General features: G+C 61.8%; 15 protein-coding genes and 1 pseudogene. 8 read left to right on the top strand and 8 right to left on the bottom strand.

What is annotated here, in order from left to right; all coding sequences use genetic code 11:
* Positions 1 to 2: 2 nt before the first annotated feature.
* From arsB to AC1RT2_RS24100, 6 genes and pseudogenes are all read right to left on the bottom strand, one after another.
* Positions 3 to 1,061, bottom strand: a pseudogene (gene arsB / locus AC1RT2_RS24125) (ACR3 family arsenite efflux transporter).
* Positions 1,061 to 1,588 (bottom strand): arsenate reductase ArsC, encoded by a 528-nt coding sequence (locus tag AC1RT2_RS24120; RefSeq protein WP_493105967.1) that lies wholly within the window; start codon positions 1,586 to 1,588, stop codon positions 1,061 to 1,063. Before AC1RT2_RS24120 ends, arsB begins: the two are co-directional and overlap by 1 nt.
* Positions 1,589 to 1,603: 15 nt before the next feature.
* On the bottom strand, positions 1,604 to 1,906 hold the full coding sequence (locus AC1RT2_RS24115) for a GNAT family N-acetyltransferase (RefSeq protein ID WP_493106209.1): 303 nt from the start codon (positions 1,904 to 1,906) through the stop codon (positions 1,604 to 1,606).
* A gap of 135 nt (positions 1,907 to 2,041) precedes the next feature.
* Positions 2,042 to 2,395 carry an ArsR/SmtB family transcription factor gene (locus AC1RT2_RS24110; RefSeq protein WP_493105965.1) on the bottom strand — a complete coding sequence of 118 codons (354 nt, stop codon included), beginning with the start codon at positions 2,393 to 2,395 and terminating at the stop codon, positions 2,042 to 2,044.
* A gap of 294 nt (positions 2,396 to 2,689) precedes the next feature.
* The gene (locus AC1RT2_RS24105; RefSeq protein WP_493105963.1) at positions 2,690 to 4,501 is read right to left on the bottom strand and encodes an SLC13 family permease; all 1,812 of its coding nucleotides are present in this window, start codon (positions 4,499 to 4,501) and stop codon (positions 2,690 to 2,692) included.
* 122 nt (positions 4,502 to 4,623) lie between these two features.
* The gene (locus AC1RT2_RS24100) at positions 4,624 to 5,145 is read right to left on the bottom strand and encodes a DUF1269 domain-containing protein (protein ID WP_493106207.1); all 522 of its coding nucleotides are present in this window, start codon (positions 5,143 to 5,145) and stop codon (positions 4,624 to 4,626) included.
* 690 nt (positions 5,146 to 5,835) lie between these two features.
* On the opposite strand from AC1RT2_RS24100, the gene AC1RT2_RS24095 reads away from it, so the two are divergent.
* The 4 genes from AC1RT2_RS24095 (at position 5,836) to AC1RT2_RS24080 (ending at position 9,665) form a co-directional block, all read left to right on the top strand.
* Positions 5,836 to 6,063 (top strand): hypothetical protein, encoded by a 228-nt coding sequence (locus tag AC1RT2_RS24095; protein ID WP_493106224.1) that lies wholly within the window; start codon positions 5,836 to 5,838, stop codon positions 6,061 to 6,063.
* Positions 6,064 to 6,142: 79 nt separating this feature from the next.
* Entirely contained in the window at positions 6,143 to 7,327 is a 1,185-nt protein-coding gene (locus AC1RT2_RS24090; RefSeq protein ID WP_493105961.1) for a M14 family metallopeptidase, read from the top strand.
* 37 nt (positions 7,328 to 7,364) lie between these two features.
* Complete coding sequence (locus AC1RT2_RS24085) at positions 7,365 to 8,807, top strand: metal-dependent hydrolase family protein (protein WP_493105959.1); 1,443 nt, start codon at positions 7,365 to 7,367, stop codon at positions 8,805 to 8,807.
* Between the two features lie 18 nt (positions 8,808 to 8,825).
* Positions 8,826 to 9,665 carry an alpha/beta fold hydrolase gene (locus AC1RT2_RS24080; protein ID WP_493105957.1) on the top strand — a complete coding sequence of 280 codons (840 nt, stop codon included), beginning with the start codon at positions 8,826 to 8,828 and terminating at the stop codon, positions 9,663 to 9,665.
* 15 nt (positions 9,666 to 9,680) lie between these two features.
* On the opposite strand, the gene AC1RT2_RS24075 is transcribed toward AC1RT2_RS24080, so the two are convergent.
* Positions 9,681 to 10,373 carry an META domain-containing protein gene (locus tag AC1RT2_RS24075; protein ID WP_493105955.1) on the bottom strand — a complete coding sequence of 231 codons (693 nt, stop codon included), beginning with the start codon at positions 10,371 to 10,373 and terminating at the stop codon, positions 9,681 to 9,683.
* Between the two features lie 344 nt (positions 10,374 to 10,717).
* Between AC1RT2_RS24075 and AC1RT2_RS24070 the strand changes: the two genes are divergently transcribed.
* On the top strand, positions 10,718 to 11,779 hold the full coding sequence (locus tag AC1RT2_RS24070) for a helix-turn-helix domain-containing protein (RefSeq protein WP_493105953.1): 1,062 nt from the start codon (positions 10,718 to 10,720) through the stop codon (positions 11,777 to 11,779).
* Positions 11,780 to 12,385: 606 nt separating this feature from the next.
* Positions 12,386 to 13,435: a helix-turn-helix domain-containing protein gene (locus AC1RT2_RS24065; protein WP_493105951.1), complete on the top strand. Its 1,050-nt coding sequence runs from the start codon at positions 12,386 to 12,388 to the stop codon at positions 13,433 to 13,435.
* Positions 13,436 to 13,499: 64 nt separating this feature from the next.
* Here the strand turns inward: AC1RT2_RS24065 and AC1RT2_RS24060 are convergent, their stop codons facing one another.
* Positions 13,500 to 13,673: a hypothetical protein gene (locus AC1RT2_RS24060; RefSeq protein WP_493105949.1), complete on the bottom strand. Its 174-nt coding sequence runs from the start codon at positions 13,671 to 13,673 to the stop codon at positions 13,500 to 13,502.
* Between the two features lie 23 nt (positions 13,674 to 13,696).
* Between AC1RT2_RS24060 and AC1RT2_RS24055 the strand changes: the two genes are divergently transcribed.
* Both AC1RT2_RS24055 and AC1RT2_RS24050 read left to right on the top strand, forming a co-directional pair.
* Positions 13,697 to 14,827, top strand: a complete 1,131-nt coding sequence (locus AC1RT2_RS24055) for an efflux RND transporter periplasmic adaptor subunit (RefSeq protein ID WP_493105947.1) — start codon at positions 13,697 to 13,699, stop codon at positions 14,825 to 14,827.
* The gene (locus AC1RT2_RS24050; RefSeq protein ID WP_493105945.1) at positions 14,824 to 17,970 is read left to right on the top strand and encodes an efflux RND transporter permease subunit; all 3,147 of its coding nucleotides are present in this window, start codon (positions 14,824 to 14,826) and stop codon (positions 17,968 to 17,970) included. The genes AC1RT2_RS24055 and AC1RT2_RS24050 overlap by 4 nt, the downstream gene beginning before the upstream one ends.
* Positions 17,971 to 17,984: the final 14 nt, after the last annotated feature.

Below are 17,984 nucleotides of genomic sequence, written 5' to 3'. Positions count from 1 at the left end.
GGTCAATGCCTTTCGGTGATGGTGGTTCGGGATACGGACGGCGCGGCCTCATACCAGTCCTTCGAGCGGTTCACGATCCAGACGACCGAGAGCATGACTGGAACCTCGATGAGCACGCCGACGACGGTCGCAAGCGCTGCGCCGGACTGGAAGCCGAACAGGCTGATGGCGGCCGCGACGGCCAACTCGAAGAAATTGGAGGCGCCGATAAGCGCCGACGGCCCGGCGACGCAATGGCGTTAGCCCGACATGCGGTTCAGGATGTAGGCGAGACCCGAATTGAAGTAGACCTGGATCAGGATCGGCACGGCGAGCAAGCGGATGATGGCCGGCTGGGCGATGATCTGCTCACCCTGGAACGCGAAGAGAAGAACCAGCGTCGCGAGGAGCGCCAACAGCGAGATCGGTTGGAGTTTTGCGAGCGTGCGGTCCAGCGCCCCCATCGTCCCGTCGGCGGTGAGGCGGTGCCTGATGATCTGCGCGATGACGACGGGCACGACGATGTAAAGGATGACCGAGAGAACAAGCGTATCCCAGGGCACGGTGATGGCGGAGAGACCGAGCAGTAGTCCGACGATCGGCGCGAAGGCCACGACCATGATCGCATCGTTAAGCGCAACCTGGGAGAGGGTGAACAGCGGCTCGCCGCGCGTCAAGTTGCTCCAGACGAACACCATTGCCGTGCAGGGGGCGGCGGCCAGAATGATCAGCCCGGGGATGCATGAGTCGATCTGGTCCGCGGGAAGATAGGGGCGGAACAGCCAGCCGATGAAGAGCCAGCCGAGCAGCGCCATGGAGAACGGCTTGACAGCCCAGTTGATGAACAATGTCACGCCGATGCCGCGCCAGTAGATGCCGACCTGCGCCAGTGAGCGGAAATCGATCTTCAGCAGCATCGGAATGATCATCAGCCAGATCAGGATCGCCACGGGGATGTTCACCTTGGCGACCTCGGCCGCGCCGACGATCTGGAAGACCCCGGGCATGAGATGGCCGAGAGCCACGCCGACGATGATGCAGAGGAAGACCCAGATGGTGAGATAGCGTTCAAAGGTGGACATCAGGCCGGCTTTCCTTCGGGGTTGGTCGACCCCTCCATCGCACCGATCTGGCGGAGCTTGGTTTCGAGCGCCATGCGGTCGATCGAGGTGAGCGGAAGATTGATGAAGGTCGCGATGCGGTTCTTGAGGAAGCGAGCTGCCTGTGCGAAGGCACGCTGGATCTCGACTTCAGTTCCAACGACGGCGGCCGCGTCCTCGACGCCCCAATGGGCCGTCATCGGATGACCGATCCAGACCGGGCAGGCTTCGCCCGCGGCGCTGTCGCAGACGGTGAAAATGAAGTCCATCTGCGGAGCACCTGGCTCCGCGAACACATCCCAGCTCTTCGACGAGAAGCCTGTCGATGGGTAGCCAAGAGCCTCAAGCTCCTTCAGGGCGTACGGATTGACCTCGCCCTTCGGCTGGCTGCCGGCGGAGAACGCTTTGAACTGTCCGCCGCCTTCCTTGTTGAGAATGGATTCGGCGAGAATAGAACGGGCAGAGTTGCCCGTGCAGAGGAACAGCACGTTGTAGGTCTTGTCGATCATGGCGTTGGTCCGTGGCTAGATCGGCGTCCGGTTGAGCCTCATGATGGTGGCTGACGATGGGCAGATGGAAGAAAGCTGGCGGGTATCGCGCACCGCGGCGGGCACGCTCTCCTGTTCGACTTCAGAAAACCCAAGTCTGCCGAAGAACGGCGCCGCACTTTTTGTTGCAAGAAACCCGTGGCTCGCGCGCGCAACGCTTGCCAAGGTCGCCTCGACGACAGCTTTGCCGAGGTCGCTTCCGCGCCGATCGGGGAGCACGACGACTGACCGGAGCAGATAGTCGTCATCGCAGCGATCGACACCCGAGAACCCGACAATCCGGCCATCCTCTGATAGGATCTTGAAGAAGGTTCGGCCATCGTTATCGATGGGCAGCTATCGGAAGGTGTGCTCCCATAAAGGCCGCCTTGAGGTCGGCATCGTTGCCCGCGATTCGTTCCAGCCTGATGTCGCTCATGACACCTTCGCCTCCGGGCTACAGCATGGCGTAAGCTCGGCGATAAGCGGGGTGCAAAGCTCCGTCGAACCGCCGCAGCAGTCCTTGAGCAGGAATAGCGTCAAGTCGCGCAGGCCGCTGAGGTCGGCGCGATAGATGATTGACCGGCTTTGCCGCTCGCTCGTGACCAGCCCCGCCCGCGAAAGCGTTGCAAGATGCGCCGACATGGTATTCTGTGGTACGTCAATGAGGCGCGCAAGTTCGCCTGCGGGTACGCCATCGGGCTCGTGCCGAACGAGAAGACGGAAGGTCTCCAGCCGTGTGGTCTGGGCCAAGGCGCCGAGCGCCGCAATTGCTGCTATATTATCCATATATCCAGAATATAGGATATGTTTTGGTTGTCAACTGAAGATGCCGTCGGCATCTTGCGATCAGTCGAGCACGAAATCGGGTCCTTCCAATGCTCCGCATTGAAAGAGCCTTTATAGGAACTCAATGGGCTCGCCGCGCGTTCTGAATCTATGACCATCGACATCCATTGAAGGGCCGACCTTAGCGGCCATCGGCTAATCCTCCATCATAGCATTCGCGAAACCAGTAAAGCCGACCCGATATCGGTGCTTTTGGCGTCAAATTCGGGACGTAAGATCAACTATGCCAAAGTGCTAGAGCGGCCAGATCAACGGGACGATAAAAACGGCCACGATGAAGAACCAGGCCATCAGGGGCGTACCGAGCTTCCAGTAATCGCCGAAGTGATAGCCACCCGGTCCCATCACCATCATGTTCGTCGTCGTGGCGATCGGCGTCATGAACGATGCAGAACCGGCGATGCAAAGGCTCATCAGAACCGGTTGCGGCGCGATGTGCATACCCGCCGCCGCGGCCATCGCAATCGGAATGACCAGCATCGTGGTCGCCGTATTGCTCATGACCTGCCCCAAAAATGCCGTGAGCAGGAAAAGCCCCGCAAGGAGCGCCGTCGGTCCGGCGGAACCGATTGCGGACACAAGCTGATCGGCCACGAAAGTCGCCGTGCCCGACTCCATCATCGCCGTCGAGATCGGCATCATCGCCCCGACCAGGATCACCGTCGTCCAGTGGACGGCACGGTAGGCCTGGTCAACTGTGACCACACCCGCCCCGACGAGGACACAGGCAGAGACAAGGCCTGCGACGGCCGGCGGCACGATGTTGAACGCCAGCATGACGACAAGCCCGAGGAGCGTGGCGACGGCGATCCCCGCCCCCGGTCCCATGGGCACGGCCTGCCGGCGGACGAGATCGGGCGAATCGACGACGAGCACATCAGGATCGTCCAGCCGCCGGTCGAGGGCCTCCCAGCTTCCTTCGAGAAGGATGGTGTCGCCCGCCTTCAGCTCCGGTTTTGAGTAATCGATTTCCTCGCCGCCCCGCTGCACCGCCAGGACGATCAGGTCACCATCTTCCGTCGCCAGGCCGGGATACATCGGCTGCCCGATCAGGCCGGAACGCGGCGGGATCATCACTTCGGCCAGCCCCGACCGGCGATTGAAGGCTGGGTTTCCGCCTTCCGACGAGGCGTCTTCGCGAACGGCCAGATGCAGGCGAGACGCCGCTTCCGCGACGGATTGCGCGGCACCGCGAACAAGCGGGTAATCTTCCGAGGTGATCGTGCGACCTCGAACCGGAAGACCGGACGCGGAGGTCTGCACGGCCATAACCTGCAGGTCGCCGGAGCCTGCCAGATCAATGTTCTCCGGTGACAGGCCGACAAGTGGGGAACTCTTTCTGACGCGCAGCCGAAACAGTCCATCGCTCAAACCGTAGTGCTCGACGAGGGTCTGGGCGTGCCGGCTGAAATCGGCGGGCAGCCGAGCACCGCTCTGGCTGGGCAGCAGGCGCTTGCCGAAAAGGAGGACGATGAGAACCGTCCCGGCAAGCAAGGGTACGCCAACAAGGGCAAATTCGGCGAAAGCGAACCCTTCCAGGCCCGCATCTTCCAGCGCCTCCGAGACAAGAAAGTTCTTCGGGGCACCGGTCAGAAGCAGGTTGGCCCCGGCATGCGCGGAAAAGGCCAGCGGCATGAGCAGTTGGCCGGGCGACTGGCCCATGCGCACCGCCGCTATCACCGCGACGGGCATCAGCGCCGCAACCGCACCGCTTCCGCTGACGAGCGACGTCAGACCGCCGACCGCGATCATGAGAATGAGGAGAAGCCGGGTGCTATTGTTCTCGCCTGTCCGTGCCATGAGGACTTGGCCTGCCCATGCTGTCACGCCTGTCTTTTCGAGCGCGGCACTCACCACGAAGAGACTGGCGATGAACAGGACGGCACGATCGCCGAACCCCGCGAAAGCCTGATCGAGGGTGACAAGGCCAGCGACCCACAGGGAAAGAGCCGCAAGGCAGGCGACGGCAATAGGCGGAAGCCTGTTCCACGCAAACAGCGCAATCGTGGCAAAGATGATGAGACCGGTGCTTTGAATTGCGGTCACACCTCGTCCCCCTGCTCGTGGTCCCAGGGCTCAACGACCCCTCGACCTGTTTCAGTCTCTGCAAACCGCGAGGAGACAGGAGGCTGGTACGCCCAGCCTCCGTCAACTGCGATTGGCTCCGGTCACGCGGCCGCTGCTGGAGCCGCCTCGACCTCGGCCTGGGCAGCGGACAGCGCTTCGCGCAGCGCGGCTTCCTTGGTCTCGTCGAACGATGTCTGCAAAAGCTCGCCGCCCACGCCCTTGAGATCGGCCAGAACTTTGTCGGTCGTCATCTTGCGAACCAGCAGAAAAAGACCCGCCGTACCCGGCTGAAGCGCGCCCGCCGCGTCCTTCATGAACCTGTCGTTGATACCGACATCACTAAGTTGGCCGCCGAGCGCACCGGAAGCCGCACCAAGCGCCGTTCCAACCAGCGGCATCAGGAAGATGGCGCCGATCAACGTGCCCCAAAGAGCGCCGGACACTGCGCCCCGCGCGGTAAGATTGACAAGCTGGTTCAGCTTGATCTGACCCTTCTCATTCTTGACGACGACAACGGCATCGCCAAGTTCGATCAGATATTCCCGTTGAAGCGACAGCACTTTCTGGCGCACTTCCTCTGCCTTGTCTTCCGTCGGAAATGCGATGAAAACCAGATCGCTCATGTCGAGATCCTCTAGTTGAAACTCATTGAGCCGCCAGCCTCGCTGGATGTCATGCACATGCCAACCCTCGCCTCCGGTCAGCAGGCGCGATGGGCCTCACATACAGGCCGCCACCAGAGACGCTAGCAATTGACGCGTCGACAAGGATGAGCGGTGAATCCCAAAATTACGCCGGTCGTCCCGTTTTAACCTCGGCACCTCCTTCCAAATCGGCCGGAGAATGTCTGTCTGGCGACTGCCGGCGATATCGAAGATCAGGATCGGGCGGTCATGACGAAGGTTGCGGCGGAACCGAGCGCATCCAGCGCCGTCCTCTGGCGCAACACCGACATCGGTGACAACCTGCCCGTCCAAAAAACCTGTCGCCGATCAGGCGCGCGACGTTGGGACTGGTGGCATAGAGAGCGTGATTGATCCGGTAGGACCCGTTGTCCAGATCGCGCTTGTCGTCGAGGAACCGCCCGCGCGACACTAGCGCGGACCGTCGGCACGGAACGCAGCGGTGATATCCTCCCGGCATTTGCGACAAAGTCTCGCTCGGGATTTCCGGGAACACGCCGCGGAAGCGGGCGTGTGCCCGCTTCACGCCACGGCATCTCTGGTGCCCGCGCCCGATTAAGACCGTGCGCCATAGAACAAATTGCCGCCCCGACTCCGGGACGGAATGTGCAGCTTCGGGACGCCAGGCTCATGACTTATCGCACTGCCGGGCTAATCTCGGGCGGTCGGACCGGGCTTCTCAAAGGAATAGCGGACACAGCGGCGGCCTTCCTGACACCGATCGCAACTCCAACGAACGTGATGGTCATGGGGCCTGGCGGGTACACGTTCAGCGAATACTGGAAGCTGGGCCTGCCGCTGCTGGCCTGGTTCTTCGTGGTTTCCGTCTTCGTCGTCCCGCTGATCTGGTCGTTCTAGACCGGTTGGGCGTGAAGGACCGAGAATTTCTCTACGCCGGCCGATGGCCGATGAAAAGACAGGATGGAGGAGTGCAGCGATGACCGATCAAGGCAATGAGGGACTGGATCGCCGCAGTTTCATGATCGCCTCGGTTGCCACGGTGGGGGCGGCCGGGCTCATGGCTACGACGTCGAGCGCCCAGACGTCCTCCAGCGACGCAACGGCGTCCGCACAAGGCACCGTCTATACCGGCGATGTCATTGACGGAAAGCGGGTCATAACTTCGCTCGACATTGCGGACCTCGAACCGGGAAAGACGCACAGGCTCTATTTCAAGGGCGTGCAGATGCCGACCGGTCAAACCTGGTATGTGTCGGTCATGGTGGCGAAGGGTGCTGCGCCCGGAAAGCGGCTCGGCCTGATCGGCGGTGTGCATGGCGACGAGATGAACCCGATCCACATGATCCAGACGGTGATGAACCAGCTCGATCCGGCCGCCATGTGCGGATCGGTGATGGCCGTCTTCGACGTGTCGCGTCCCGCCGTGGAGGGGATGGCGCGCCGGTGGCCGAATTCGGGCCGGGGCATCGACCTCATCGACATCAACAGGCTGTTTCCCGGCCGCGAGGACGGCCCTGACGCGCCGCTTCGTCATGCCGGCCTCGTCTTCAACCGCCTGCTTCGCCCCAATCTCGACTATGGGCTGGATTTCCACACCGCCGCGACCGGCATGGACGCGACCGCATTCCATCTGGCCCGAATGGATATTCCGGAGGTGCGCGCGATGGCGGAGCTCTACCCGATCGACCAGATCTTCGACAACAAGGCCGAGCCGGGCCTCCTCTCCAACGCGCTCATCGATGCCGGCATTCCGGCGCTCACGCCCGAAATCGGCCTGCCGCGTATCTTCGACCACGATATGATCGCCCTGTTCGTGGAGGGGACGATGAACGTGATCAAGCATCACGGCATTCTGCCGGGACCGATGGGTCGCACCGGCAAGGATTCGAATGTTTTCATCGCGGACGGCCTTTTCCCGGTGATTGCGACACACGGGGGGTTCATCGAGCTCCTGGTCAAGCTCAACCAAGCCGTGGAGATAGGCCAGAAGGTCGCGATCCAGAGAAACACATTCGGCGAGGTGGTGGCGGAATACGCCGCAGCGCGTAGCGGCAGGGTCGGCGCCAGACGCACGGATGCGACAGCCGAGCCCGGAACCCCGATCATCTTTCTCCTGTTCGACAGCGCGAGCGCCATCGGAGGGGATGTGGTGGTCGAGTAGGCCTGTCACGATTTGACGGAAGCAGAGAGGAAAGCCCATGTTGCGGATCGGAAAGAAGTATCGCCATCTTGTCCATGATGCCGGCTGCGGTTGCTTCAGTCCGGACCTGCAGAAGGCCTCTCGCCGGCTGGATGCCTTGTCGCGGCGCGGCTTTCTATCCGGGATGGCCGCGGCCGCCGTAGCCACCACCTTTCCCGCACAAGGCTTTGCCCAGGCGGTAGGCCAGCCGACCAGGACCCTGCTTCGCAAGGCGCGCCTTTTCGACAGCAAGGCCGGTTCAGTCACCGACAATATTCAGGTCCTCGTGGTCAACAACCAGGTCGCCGGGATCGACCGTAGCAATGCACCGCCGCCAGAAGACGCGACCGTTCTCGATTGCCGGAACGGCGTCATCATTCCCGGACTGATCGATGCGCACTGGCACACCATCTTTGCCGCGGTTCCGTTGAATCTCCTGCTCGGCGGGGATCCCGGCATCATCTATGCGGCCTCGACGGCCGAGGCCGACCGCACGCTGATGCGCGGCTTCACGACTGTTCGGGATCTCGGCGGGCCTGTCTTTTCGTTCAAGCAGGCCATCGACGCCGGCTTGATCCCGGGACCGCGGATCTATCCGTCCGGGGCCATGATCACTACGTCCGGAGGGCACGGAGACCTGCGTCTTCCGCACGAGATCCCAAGGGACGGCGGCAGGCTGAGCGGGGGCGAGATCCTGGGCGGTTCTGCGATCGCCGATGGTATCGACGATTTGAAGCTTCGCATCCGGGAGCAGTTTCTGCAGGGAGCCTCGCAGATCAAGCTTGTCGGCAGCGGCGGGGTGTCGTCCCCCCGCAGCCCGCTGGACATGACGACGTTCAGCGAGGAAGACCTGCGCGCGGCCGTCGGCGTCGTGGACGATTGGAACTCCTATATCGCGATCCATGCCTATACGCCACGCGCCGTGCAACGCGCCCTCAAGGCCGGCGTGACGTGCATCGAGCACGCGCACCTCATGGACGAGGAAACAGCCGTCATGATCGCCGAAAAGGGGGCGTGGCTCAGCATGCAGCCATTCCTGACGATGGCGGACGCGGCATCGCAAAGTGGGCCGGGTCTTGAACGCATACAGCAGCTCTTCGTCGGAACGCCGCGGACCTATCAGCTTGCGCGCAAGCACGGCATCAAGACGGCCTGGGGCTCGGACGTCCTCTTCTCACCGGAACTCGGCCCCCGCCAGAACATCATGCTGACACATCTGAGCAACTGGTATAGCAACGCCGAAGTGCTGCAAATGGCGACCTCCCGCAACGCGGAGCTGCTCGGGCTTTCCAATCTACGCAATCCCTATCCCGGCAAGATCGGGATCATCGAGGACGGTGCGTTCGCCGACCTTCTCGTGGTGGACGGCAATCCGGTCGACGACATCAAGCTCCTGGAAGATCCACAGAAGAATTTCACGGTGATCATGAAAGATGGCCGTGTGCACAAGAACACTCTCTGAGAACAACGAGGCGTTTGCGTGTTTCCACCGCGCCTGATCAAAAAACCGAAGAGCAGCAGCGCGACACGCCTGCTGGCGGGCTTTTTGCGGCGCCTGAAAACGGCGGTGTTTGCCTTGCCAGCGGTTTGTCTCGCGCTGGCCGCAGAACCTGCCATGGCGATAAATTCACATCATGGCGACCAGGAATGCGTCATCCTCGTGCATGGCCTCGCCCGCGGCTCAGGCTCGTTCTGGCTCTTGGAGAAGACACTCGCACAGCGCGGCTATCACGTCGTGAGTGCCGAATATCCATCGACTACTGCGAAGATATCAGAACTCGCGGACCATATGGGCGCGGCTGTGGAACGATGCGGATCGCGTCCTGTCCACTTCGTGACGCACTCGCTGGGCGGGATCCTCGTCCGCTACTGGCTCGCCGGTAATCCCCGGCCGGAACTGGGGCGGGTGGTGATGCTGGCGCCTCCGAACCACGGCTCGGAGATCGTCGACGTGTTCGGCGACCTGCCGCCGTTCGAATGGATCAATGGTCCGGCCGGACTTGAGCTCGGGACGGGATCCGATGCAATCCCGAACCTCCTGCCCATGCCCGACTACCCGGTCGGCATCATCGCGGGCGACATCTCTGTCAACCCCATCTTCAATTCGGTGCTGCCGGGGCCGAACGACGGCAAGGTTACCGTCGAATCGACCAAGCTCGAGGGTGCCGCCGATCATCTCGTCGTGCACGCGACACACACTTTCATGATGTACAATCCGATCGTCGTGGTCGAGGTGCTGAATTTTCTTCGCACCGGCGCCTTCGAGCATGGCCTTTCGTTCGCGGTGGCATCCAGACAGCTCGTGGCAATCTTCGAATGAAGGCCCCCGGCGGGTCTATTTCCGCAGGCTCACCAGCGCGCCGCTCGACCCGACGAGCTGTACTTGCGTCGGCGACAGGACCTCGAAGCGGGTCACGCCGTCGAAGGCAGCCAGAAGCGCGCGCTCCTGAGCCATCAGCGGTTGATCGCAAAGCATCATCGAGGCACCGGTCTCCGAGAGCTTCAAGCCCTCTCCCGATCGCGTGAAACCGCCGAAGAACCGGTTGCACGATCCATTGCCGTGAATGCGGCCGTCCGGTGCGAAGGTCAACGTCGGCTCGGATTTTTCGACGATCGCTTTTCCGCCGATGGCGTCGATTTTCCAGTCTCCGTGAAGCAGGCTTGCGGGATCGCCTCCACACCCAGCCAGGCGACGTTCGCCTACGACCAATGTCACCGTCTTCGGATAGGGCATTCCCGTCATCGTATCGGAGCAACCCTTGTCGGCAACCGTGAGGGCAAAAGCCTCTCCTCCGACAACGGCGGCATAAGTTGCGCCGTTGTCGGCCGCGACCGATGCCGGAACGGGTTCGATGGAAAAGGTCTCCCCATCCTGATCACGGAACGTGATTGCGTTTTCAGTGATCTCAAGCAGCCAACCCGGCTCGTTTCCACGGGCGCTGAACGTCGCCGCCTGCGCCACGCCAAGGCTCAAGGCGAGCACCGCACTCATGCAGAAGATGGAGTGGGTCGCAACAGTCTTGATCATTGTCAAAGCCTCCGGGCGAGCAATGGTGTTTCATGAACCATAGCCGGGGATTAGTCGACGCGACGCGACGGTTTATGTGCGCACGGGGCCTGAAATAGATACGCTGGTCCCGCAATTGGGATTCCTTGCTCACCTTCACCGCGATACGTTGTTTATTGACTGTGCCGTTCCGCACCCGCGGTTCACGGAGGTTAATTATTATTAATGACGTTCGCCCGCGATTTATTTCCAGTATAAAACCAGCATTGCAACCGCGAGGCGAATAAGCTTTTCTCTTGATTGGTCCATACGCGTAGACAGTGGCAGGCTTCGCGCCTGCCAACTCTTGAATTCGGGGAACTATCATGGACGCACGGGTGGAACGGAAACCGGCAGATCCTTTCCTGGACGAGCCTCTGCAATGCGCGATCGAATGTGATACGGCCTGTGCATCTGCGCCCGAACGCTTTGAGTTCTTTCGCAGCTGGCATTCGGACATTGTTGATGTCAGCCTGCGGTGTGGTGAAACCGTCACCTTCGAGGCACAGGAAAAGATCTGGCAACTCGGCGACTTCGCATTTGCCGCGATCGACTCCTCCCCGCATCATCTCCTCCGCTGGGAGCACAAGAGAAAACCGGCCGTCGACCATTGGCTCGTTACCGTGAAATCCTCTGCGGAAATCGACGCGGCCGATGAAAAATCCCGGCGAACGCTTCGCATGAAGAATCTGGCGGTACCCGATGTCTGCGAAACGGAAGGCAGCTTCACCGCCCTTTTCCTTCCCCACAGCGCAGTCGCGGCCCCGCTTCACCCCGAGATCACCGACAGCGCCGCCGAATTCCTCGCAGACTATTTGCTCCTGCTTCATCGCAATCTTGCCAATCTCAAGCAAAACAACGTTTCCGGGATCGTCGCCGCAACAACGCACATCGTCGCCGCAACGCTCACCCCTTGCCGCGAAAAGCTGGAGGAGGCGCAAGCTCCGATCGACGCCGTGATCATCACCCGCGCCATTCGCGTGATCGATGCAAGGCTCGCCGATCCGGAACTGACCCCGGACGATCTCTGCCGAAGCGTCGGCGTGTCCCGATCCCGCCTCTATCGAATCTTCGAGCCTGCCGGGGGTATCTCGAACTACATCCGCCGCAAGCGCCTGCTTGAGACGCGCCGCGCACTCGCGGACAGTGCGGACGCGCGCTCGGTCTCACATGTTGCCGAGAGCATGGGGTTCATGGACCCGTCGACCTATAGTCGCATGTTCAAACGGGAATTCGGCCTATCCCCAAAGGAAGCGCGGGCCCTCGGATGGCAGGGAGTACAGCATTCGACCTGGCTGAGTATAGACCAACCCGTAGGCAACGCCAGCACACTCAACAGCCTCCTCATCAACAACTCGCTGGGGCTATCGATAAACGCCAGTTGCTGAAAATGCAGCGCACCCGCCTGCAACGGGCAGGGCCGGGCGCCGCCTCGGCCAAGAATTGGACGTTACGCTGGTAATTGGGATTCCATGTATATGTTCAAATCCAATGGCAGGACTAATCTCGCTCGCAGTGTCCGACCCTAACGATCCAAACTCTCGATCTTTTCCTTTTTTCTTGAATTCGTTTTGCGCAGAGACGGCAAGATCGGTTTTCGGGACCCTGCTTGGTTGGCACTTTTTGAAGAGGCTCACACCGCACTAGGAGCTCGTCATGGACGCAAGCGAGCATTCGGCACTCTGCCTAGCGACCGGCGCATCTGCGTCCCGGCTGTCCAGTAATACCGAACCCGCCGGCGTTGTCGCTGGCGGCCTACGGCGCCAACGGTTGGCGAACGCCCACGGCATCCTGGCAAACAATTCTGACAGACGGACGATTTCAAGCAGCCGGATGTTAAACGTCTCTCCCGAGACCGCACGTAAACGCGGCCGGCAAGGTTCCAGATGCCCTGCGCGGCGCCCCATCCACGAAGCTTCCAAACTGTCGGGCCATCTTCTGATCAACATTCTCTTCGGCCGCTCGCTGGCGTCCAAACGGTAGGGTGGTTTTCCATGGAGAGCAGGGCTCAAACCGTCACCGAGGCCAGCGAACAAGCGCCCCTGAAGTGCGCCATCGACATTGACACGTCCGCGGCACCACCGGCCGAACAGTTCGATCTATACAGGACCTGGCACGCCAGCCTGGTAGACATCACGCTTCTGCGGGACAAGTTCGAAACCTTCGCTGCCCGCCAGCGGGTTTGGCAACTCGGCAATCTTGCCCTGCTGGCGTTGGAGTATCCCGGCACCGGTTATCGCCGACGCTGGAGCACCAAGAAGAGTCCGGTTTTCGATCACTGGGTCCTGAGCATCCCGTATACGCTTTCTTCAAACAGGGGGCCGAGACAAGTCGGGAAGCTGCGCTGGCATTGCCTTGCAGCACCGCATGAAGACCAGAGCAAGGACGATGGCTTCCTTGCACTTTTTCTTCCAAGGGATTTTGCATTCTCGCAGCCCTTCGATCTCGCCATCCGCCCGGAAATGGCAACCTTCATCACCGATTACATCCAGCTTCTCCATCACTCGCTTCCGGACAGAGCCGAGCGCGACACCGAATACATCGCTGTTGCGACGACCAGCCTGCTCACCGCCTGCATCACCCTATCCCACAATCATGTTTTCGAAGCGGAAGGACCGATCAATGCGGTAATCATGGCGCGGGCAAACAAGCTTATCGCTGCACAACTCACCGATCGCGATCTCTCGCCGGAAAGACTGTGCCGGGATCTGAACGTCTCGCGGTCCCGGCTGTACCGGATTTTCGAGCCGACCGGCGGTATCTCCAACTATATCCGGCGCCAACGTCTGCTGCGCACCAGGGACGTCCTCGCCGACGATACGGACAGGCGCTCGATCTCGGCGATCGCCGAAGAGTGGGGTTTCATGGACGCATCCACATACAGCCGGACCTTCCGGCGCGAATTCAACATGACGCCGAAGGAGGCTCGTGAGGCGGGCTGGCTCGGGATCAAGCATCCACGGATCCGGCCCGCGGATATGCACGGCAGCGCCCCGTCCTTGGACTCCCTCCTGATGAACAGCTACCTCGCTGGACACCCATAGCAGCCCCGGCGGAGCCTGCCGGGCCCAAGGATGTTGAGTGGCTCAATCGACGTCCCTGTGCAGTTTATCCCGGCTCCATGCACTGCATCCATTTTCCTCCCAATGAGGGCAAATCCCGGGATTTAAAGGCATTTTCCGCTTTCCGGCTCGCGCCATGCAGAAATATGCTTTGCAGTGCCGACACCCGGAACGCGACGGTCGTCTCCGGGTTTTCATTCCCGGCTTCGGCCGCGGACATTGACCTTTTCCGGAGTGGAACGGATGGGAATCCCCGATAGCTTTTCTGGCCTCCTCCTCGCCTCACTGGTCGCAGCCTCGCAGTTCATATCGGTCCCCGCACGCGCCGATGACGTGCCGAAGGTAGCAACGATCACCGTTGTACTGGAGGACGTTTCGCCGAAACACGAATTCGTGGGGCGCGTGGAAGCCCTCAATGCCGTCGACATCCGTTCCCGCATCGACGGTTTCATTGACGAACGGCTGTTCGAGGAAGGTTCCTCCGTCGAAAAAGACCAGGAGCTGTTCCGGATGGACAGCCGGGCGCTCGATATCGCGCTAGCCGACGCAAAGGCCTCCCTTGCGCGCGCCGAGGCAGCCTTGCTCGATGCCGACCGGCAACTTGCGCGCAACCGCTCCCTCAACCAGACGGTCGCCCGCGCGACGCTCGAGCAGAGTGAGACCGCGCGCGATACGGCCGCTGCAAGCGTTCTCTCCGCCGAGGCAGCGGTGCGTCAGGCCGAGCTCAATCTCAGCTACAGCCGCATCACCTCGCCCTTGAAGGGACGCATCGGGACGGCCGCTTTTGCGGCCGGGAGCTTCGTCAACTCCGCATCGGCCGCATTGGCGCGTGTCGTGCAGATGGACCCCGTTCGGGTCGTCTTCTCGGTGAGTGACCGCGCCCTGCTCGAACTGCGGGAGGCGGCCGGCGGGGTGAGCAAGGACGACCTTGCCAGCCGGTACGCGACGACGCTGAGGCTATCGACCGGACAGGCCTATGCGCACAAGGCGCCCATCGCGTTTTTGGGAAGCGAGGTCGATGAGCGAACCGGGACCCTCCCGGTGCGGACGCTGTTTCCCAACCCGGATTTCCTCCTGATCCCTGGCCAGTTCGTGACGGTCGTCGTCGCCGAAACCGCGCGGATCGAACGACCGACCGTCCCCTTCGGCGCAGTGCAGCAAGACCGGGAAGGCAAATACGTCATGCTGGTCGACGCAGACAAGAAAGTCGTCCAGCGCCGGATCACCGTATCCAAGCAGGCGCAAGGAAGCTGGATCATCGACACCGGGTTGGAAGGCGGTGAAAGCCTGATCGTCGACGGGCTTCAGAACATCACAGTCGGATCCCATGTCGAAGTCGTCGAGGAGATGTCCCAGCCGGCGGTGTCCAAATGAACATTTCCGCCCCCTTCATCGGCCGCCCGCGCTTCGCAATGGTCATCGCCGTCGTCATGCTGATTGCCGGCGTGGTCGCTCTGCTGCAGATTCCGGTGGCACAGTTTCCCCAGATCACGCCGCCGGAAGTCCAGGTCTCCGCGAGTTATCCAGGCGCCAACGCGACGGTGATGACCGACAGCGTCGGCGCACCGATCGAAGAACAGGTAAACGGCGTCGAAGGCATGATGTACATGTCATCGTCCAGCACCGACAATGGCACCTATAGCCTGACCGTGACCTTTGAGGCGGGGACGGACCCCGAGATGGCCCAGGTCAACGTCCAGAACCGCGTGGCTCTCGCAACGCCTCGCCTTCCAGCCGCCGTTACCCAGGCCGGGGTGACGGTCCGCAGCCGGTCGTCCAGCATGCTGCTCGGCTTGGCAATCTATTCGCCGAAAGGCACCCGGGACGAGGTCTTCATCAGTAACTACGCGTCTGTGAACATTCGCGATGCCCTCGCCCGCCTTCCCGGCGTCGGCGAAGCCGGCGTGTTCGGGCCGACCTACAGCATGCGCATCTGGATGAACCCGGACCGTATGGAGGCACTGGGCATCACGGCAGCGGACATCAGCGCTGCGATCCGGGCCCAGAATGCGCAGGCCTCGGCCGGCCAGATCGGCTCGCCTCCCGCGATGACAGGCCAGCAGCTGCAGCTTACGGTGACGGCGCGCGGGCGGCTCGCCAGCGAGACCGAATTCGGCAACATCATCGTCAGGAGCAACCGGGACGGCGGTGTCGTCCGGCTTCGGGACGTCGCGCGCGTGGAACTCGGTGCCCAGTCCTATGACACGGCTTCGACGCTCAACGGTCATCCAAGCGCGACCGTCGTCGTCTATCAGTCGTCCGACGCCAACGCGCTTGCAGTCTCGACCGCCGTGCTCGCCGAACTGGAGAGGCTTTCGACGCAGTTCCCGGATGATGTCGCCTATACGCTGGTCTTCGATACGACCTCCTTCGTGCGGGAGACCATCCGCGAGATTTTCGAGACGCTCGCAATAACCTTCGTGCTCGTCGTGGCCGTGGTCTTCGCGTTCCTGCAGGACTGGCGCGCAACCGTCATCCCGACCCTGACGATCCCGGTCTCGCTGATCGGCGGCTTTGCCGTTCTCTATGTGCTCGGTTATTCGGCAAACACGATCACGCTCTTCGCCGTTATTCTGGCGATCAGCCTCGTGGTGGATGACGCCATCATCGTCGTGGAGAATGTCCAGCGGCTGATGAACGAACAGGCCATGGACATTCGCACCGCGACCCTCACCACCATGCAGCAGGTCACGGGTCCGATCGTCGCGACGACGCTGGTTCTCGCCGCGCTCTTCGTTCCCGTCGCATTCCTGGCCGGCATCACCGGCGAACTCTACCGCCAGTTCGCGGTCACGATCCTGGTGACGATCGTCTTCTCGACGATCAATGCCCTCACCCTGAGCCCGGCGCTCTGCGTGCTCATCCTCAGGCCCGCCCCGGAACGCAAGACCGGGATCTTCGGCAAGCTGAACAGCGGCCTGGATGCGTCCCGTCGCTTTTATCTGCGGCTGTTCACGATCTTCGCGCGCCGTCTTGCGCTCGCCGGCATTCTCTTCGTCGCCGTCCTTGGCGGCATCTACGGCTTCTATCGCGTTCTGCCGACGGGCTTCGTCCCGGCCGAGGACCAGGGATACATGTTCATGAACGTGCAGCTTCCGAACGCTGCATCCCTGGAACGGACGCAGCAGACGATAGCGCAAGTCAGTTCCCTGCTTCAGCAAACACCAGGGATCGCCAACACGATCGGCATTGCCGGTATAAGCATCGTTGGCGGCGGCGGCTCGAACAGCGGCATGATCATTTCCGCGCTCGAGCCGTGGAGCGAGCGCGGAACCGACCAGAGCGTCTTTGCCCTGATCGACCGGCTGCGCCCCGAACTTGCAGCGATCTCGACAGCGTCGATCGTGCCCTTCAACCCGCCCGCCATCCCCGGGCTAGGCACGACCGGCGGCTTCGACTTCCGTCTCCAGGCCCGTGCCGGACAAAGCCAGCAGGAGCTCGCCGAGGTCATGCGCGACCTGATCATTCGCGCAAACCAGACGCCCGGACTTGCCGGCGTGTTCAGCACCTTCTCGGCCGATGTCCCGCAGCTCTATCTGGATATCGACCGAAAGCGGGCCGAACTCTACGGCGTTTCGCCCGCGGCGATCTTCAGTACGCTGCAGGCGCATCTCGGATCCGCCTATGTCGATGACTTCAACATCTTCTCCAGGGTGTACCAGGTCCGACTGCAGGACGAACCGGCCTTCCGCCAGCGCATCGAGGACATTCAGCGCCTGCGGGTGCGAAGCCAGTCCGGCGACCTCGTTCCGCTGCAGAGCATGGTTTCGATCTCGACGATCTACGGGCCGAGCGCGGTCAACCGGTACAATCTGTTTTCCTCCGCATCGATCAACGGACAGGCCGCAGCCGGCACCAGCACGGGTCAGGCGCTCGAGATCATGGGTGGATTGGCGGCGGAGGCGATGCCGTCCGGCTTCGGCTTCGAATGGACGGGGCTTGCGCTTCAGGAGAAACAGGCAGGCAACGAGACGGTACTCATCCTCATCATGGGGATCGTGTTCACCTACCTCTTCCTCGTCGCGCAATACGAAAGCTGGAGCGTGCCGGTCGCCGTCATGCTGTCGGTTACCGTCGCCGTCGTCGGTGCGTTAGGGGCTCTTGTCGTCGGAGGGATCGATCTCAACATCTACGCCCAGATCGGCCTCTTGCTGCTCATCGGGCTGGCGGCCAAGAATGCCATCCTGATCGTGGAATTCGCAAAGGAGCGCCGCGAGGAAGGCATGAGTATCCTCGAGGCGGCGACTGAAGGCACGTCCCAGCGCTTCAGACCCGTGCTGATGACGGCCCTCGCATCGATCCTGGGCGTGATTCCGCTGGTGATCGCGTCCGGTGCCGGAGCGGGCAGCCGCCAGGCAATCGGGGCCACAGTTCTCGGCGGCCTGCTGCTCGGCACCGTGCTTGGGCTGGTGGTGATCCCGGTCCTCTACATCGTCGTCCAGACGGCGAGAGAGGCGATCAAACAACGGCTTTTTGGCGTTGAACCGAGCGCAGCATCCGACGCCGCCGGAGATTAAGGCGTCATTGCCAG

Source organism: Shinella sp. GW821-FHT11G07, assembly GCF_058808115.1.
Note: the sequence above shows the minus strand (reverse complement) of the source record. Positions and strands in the feature narration are given on the sequence as shown.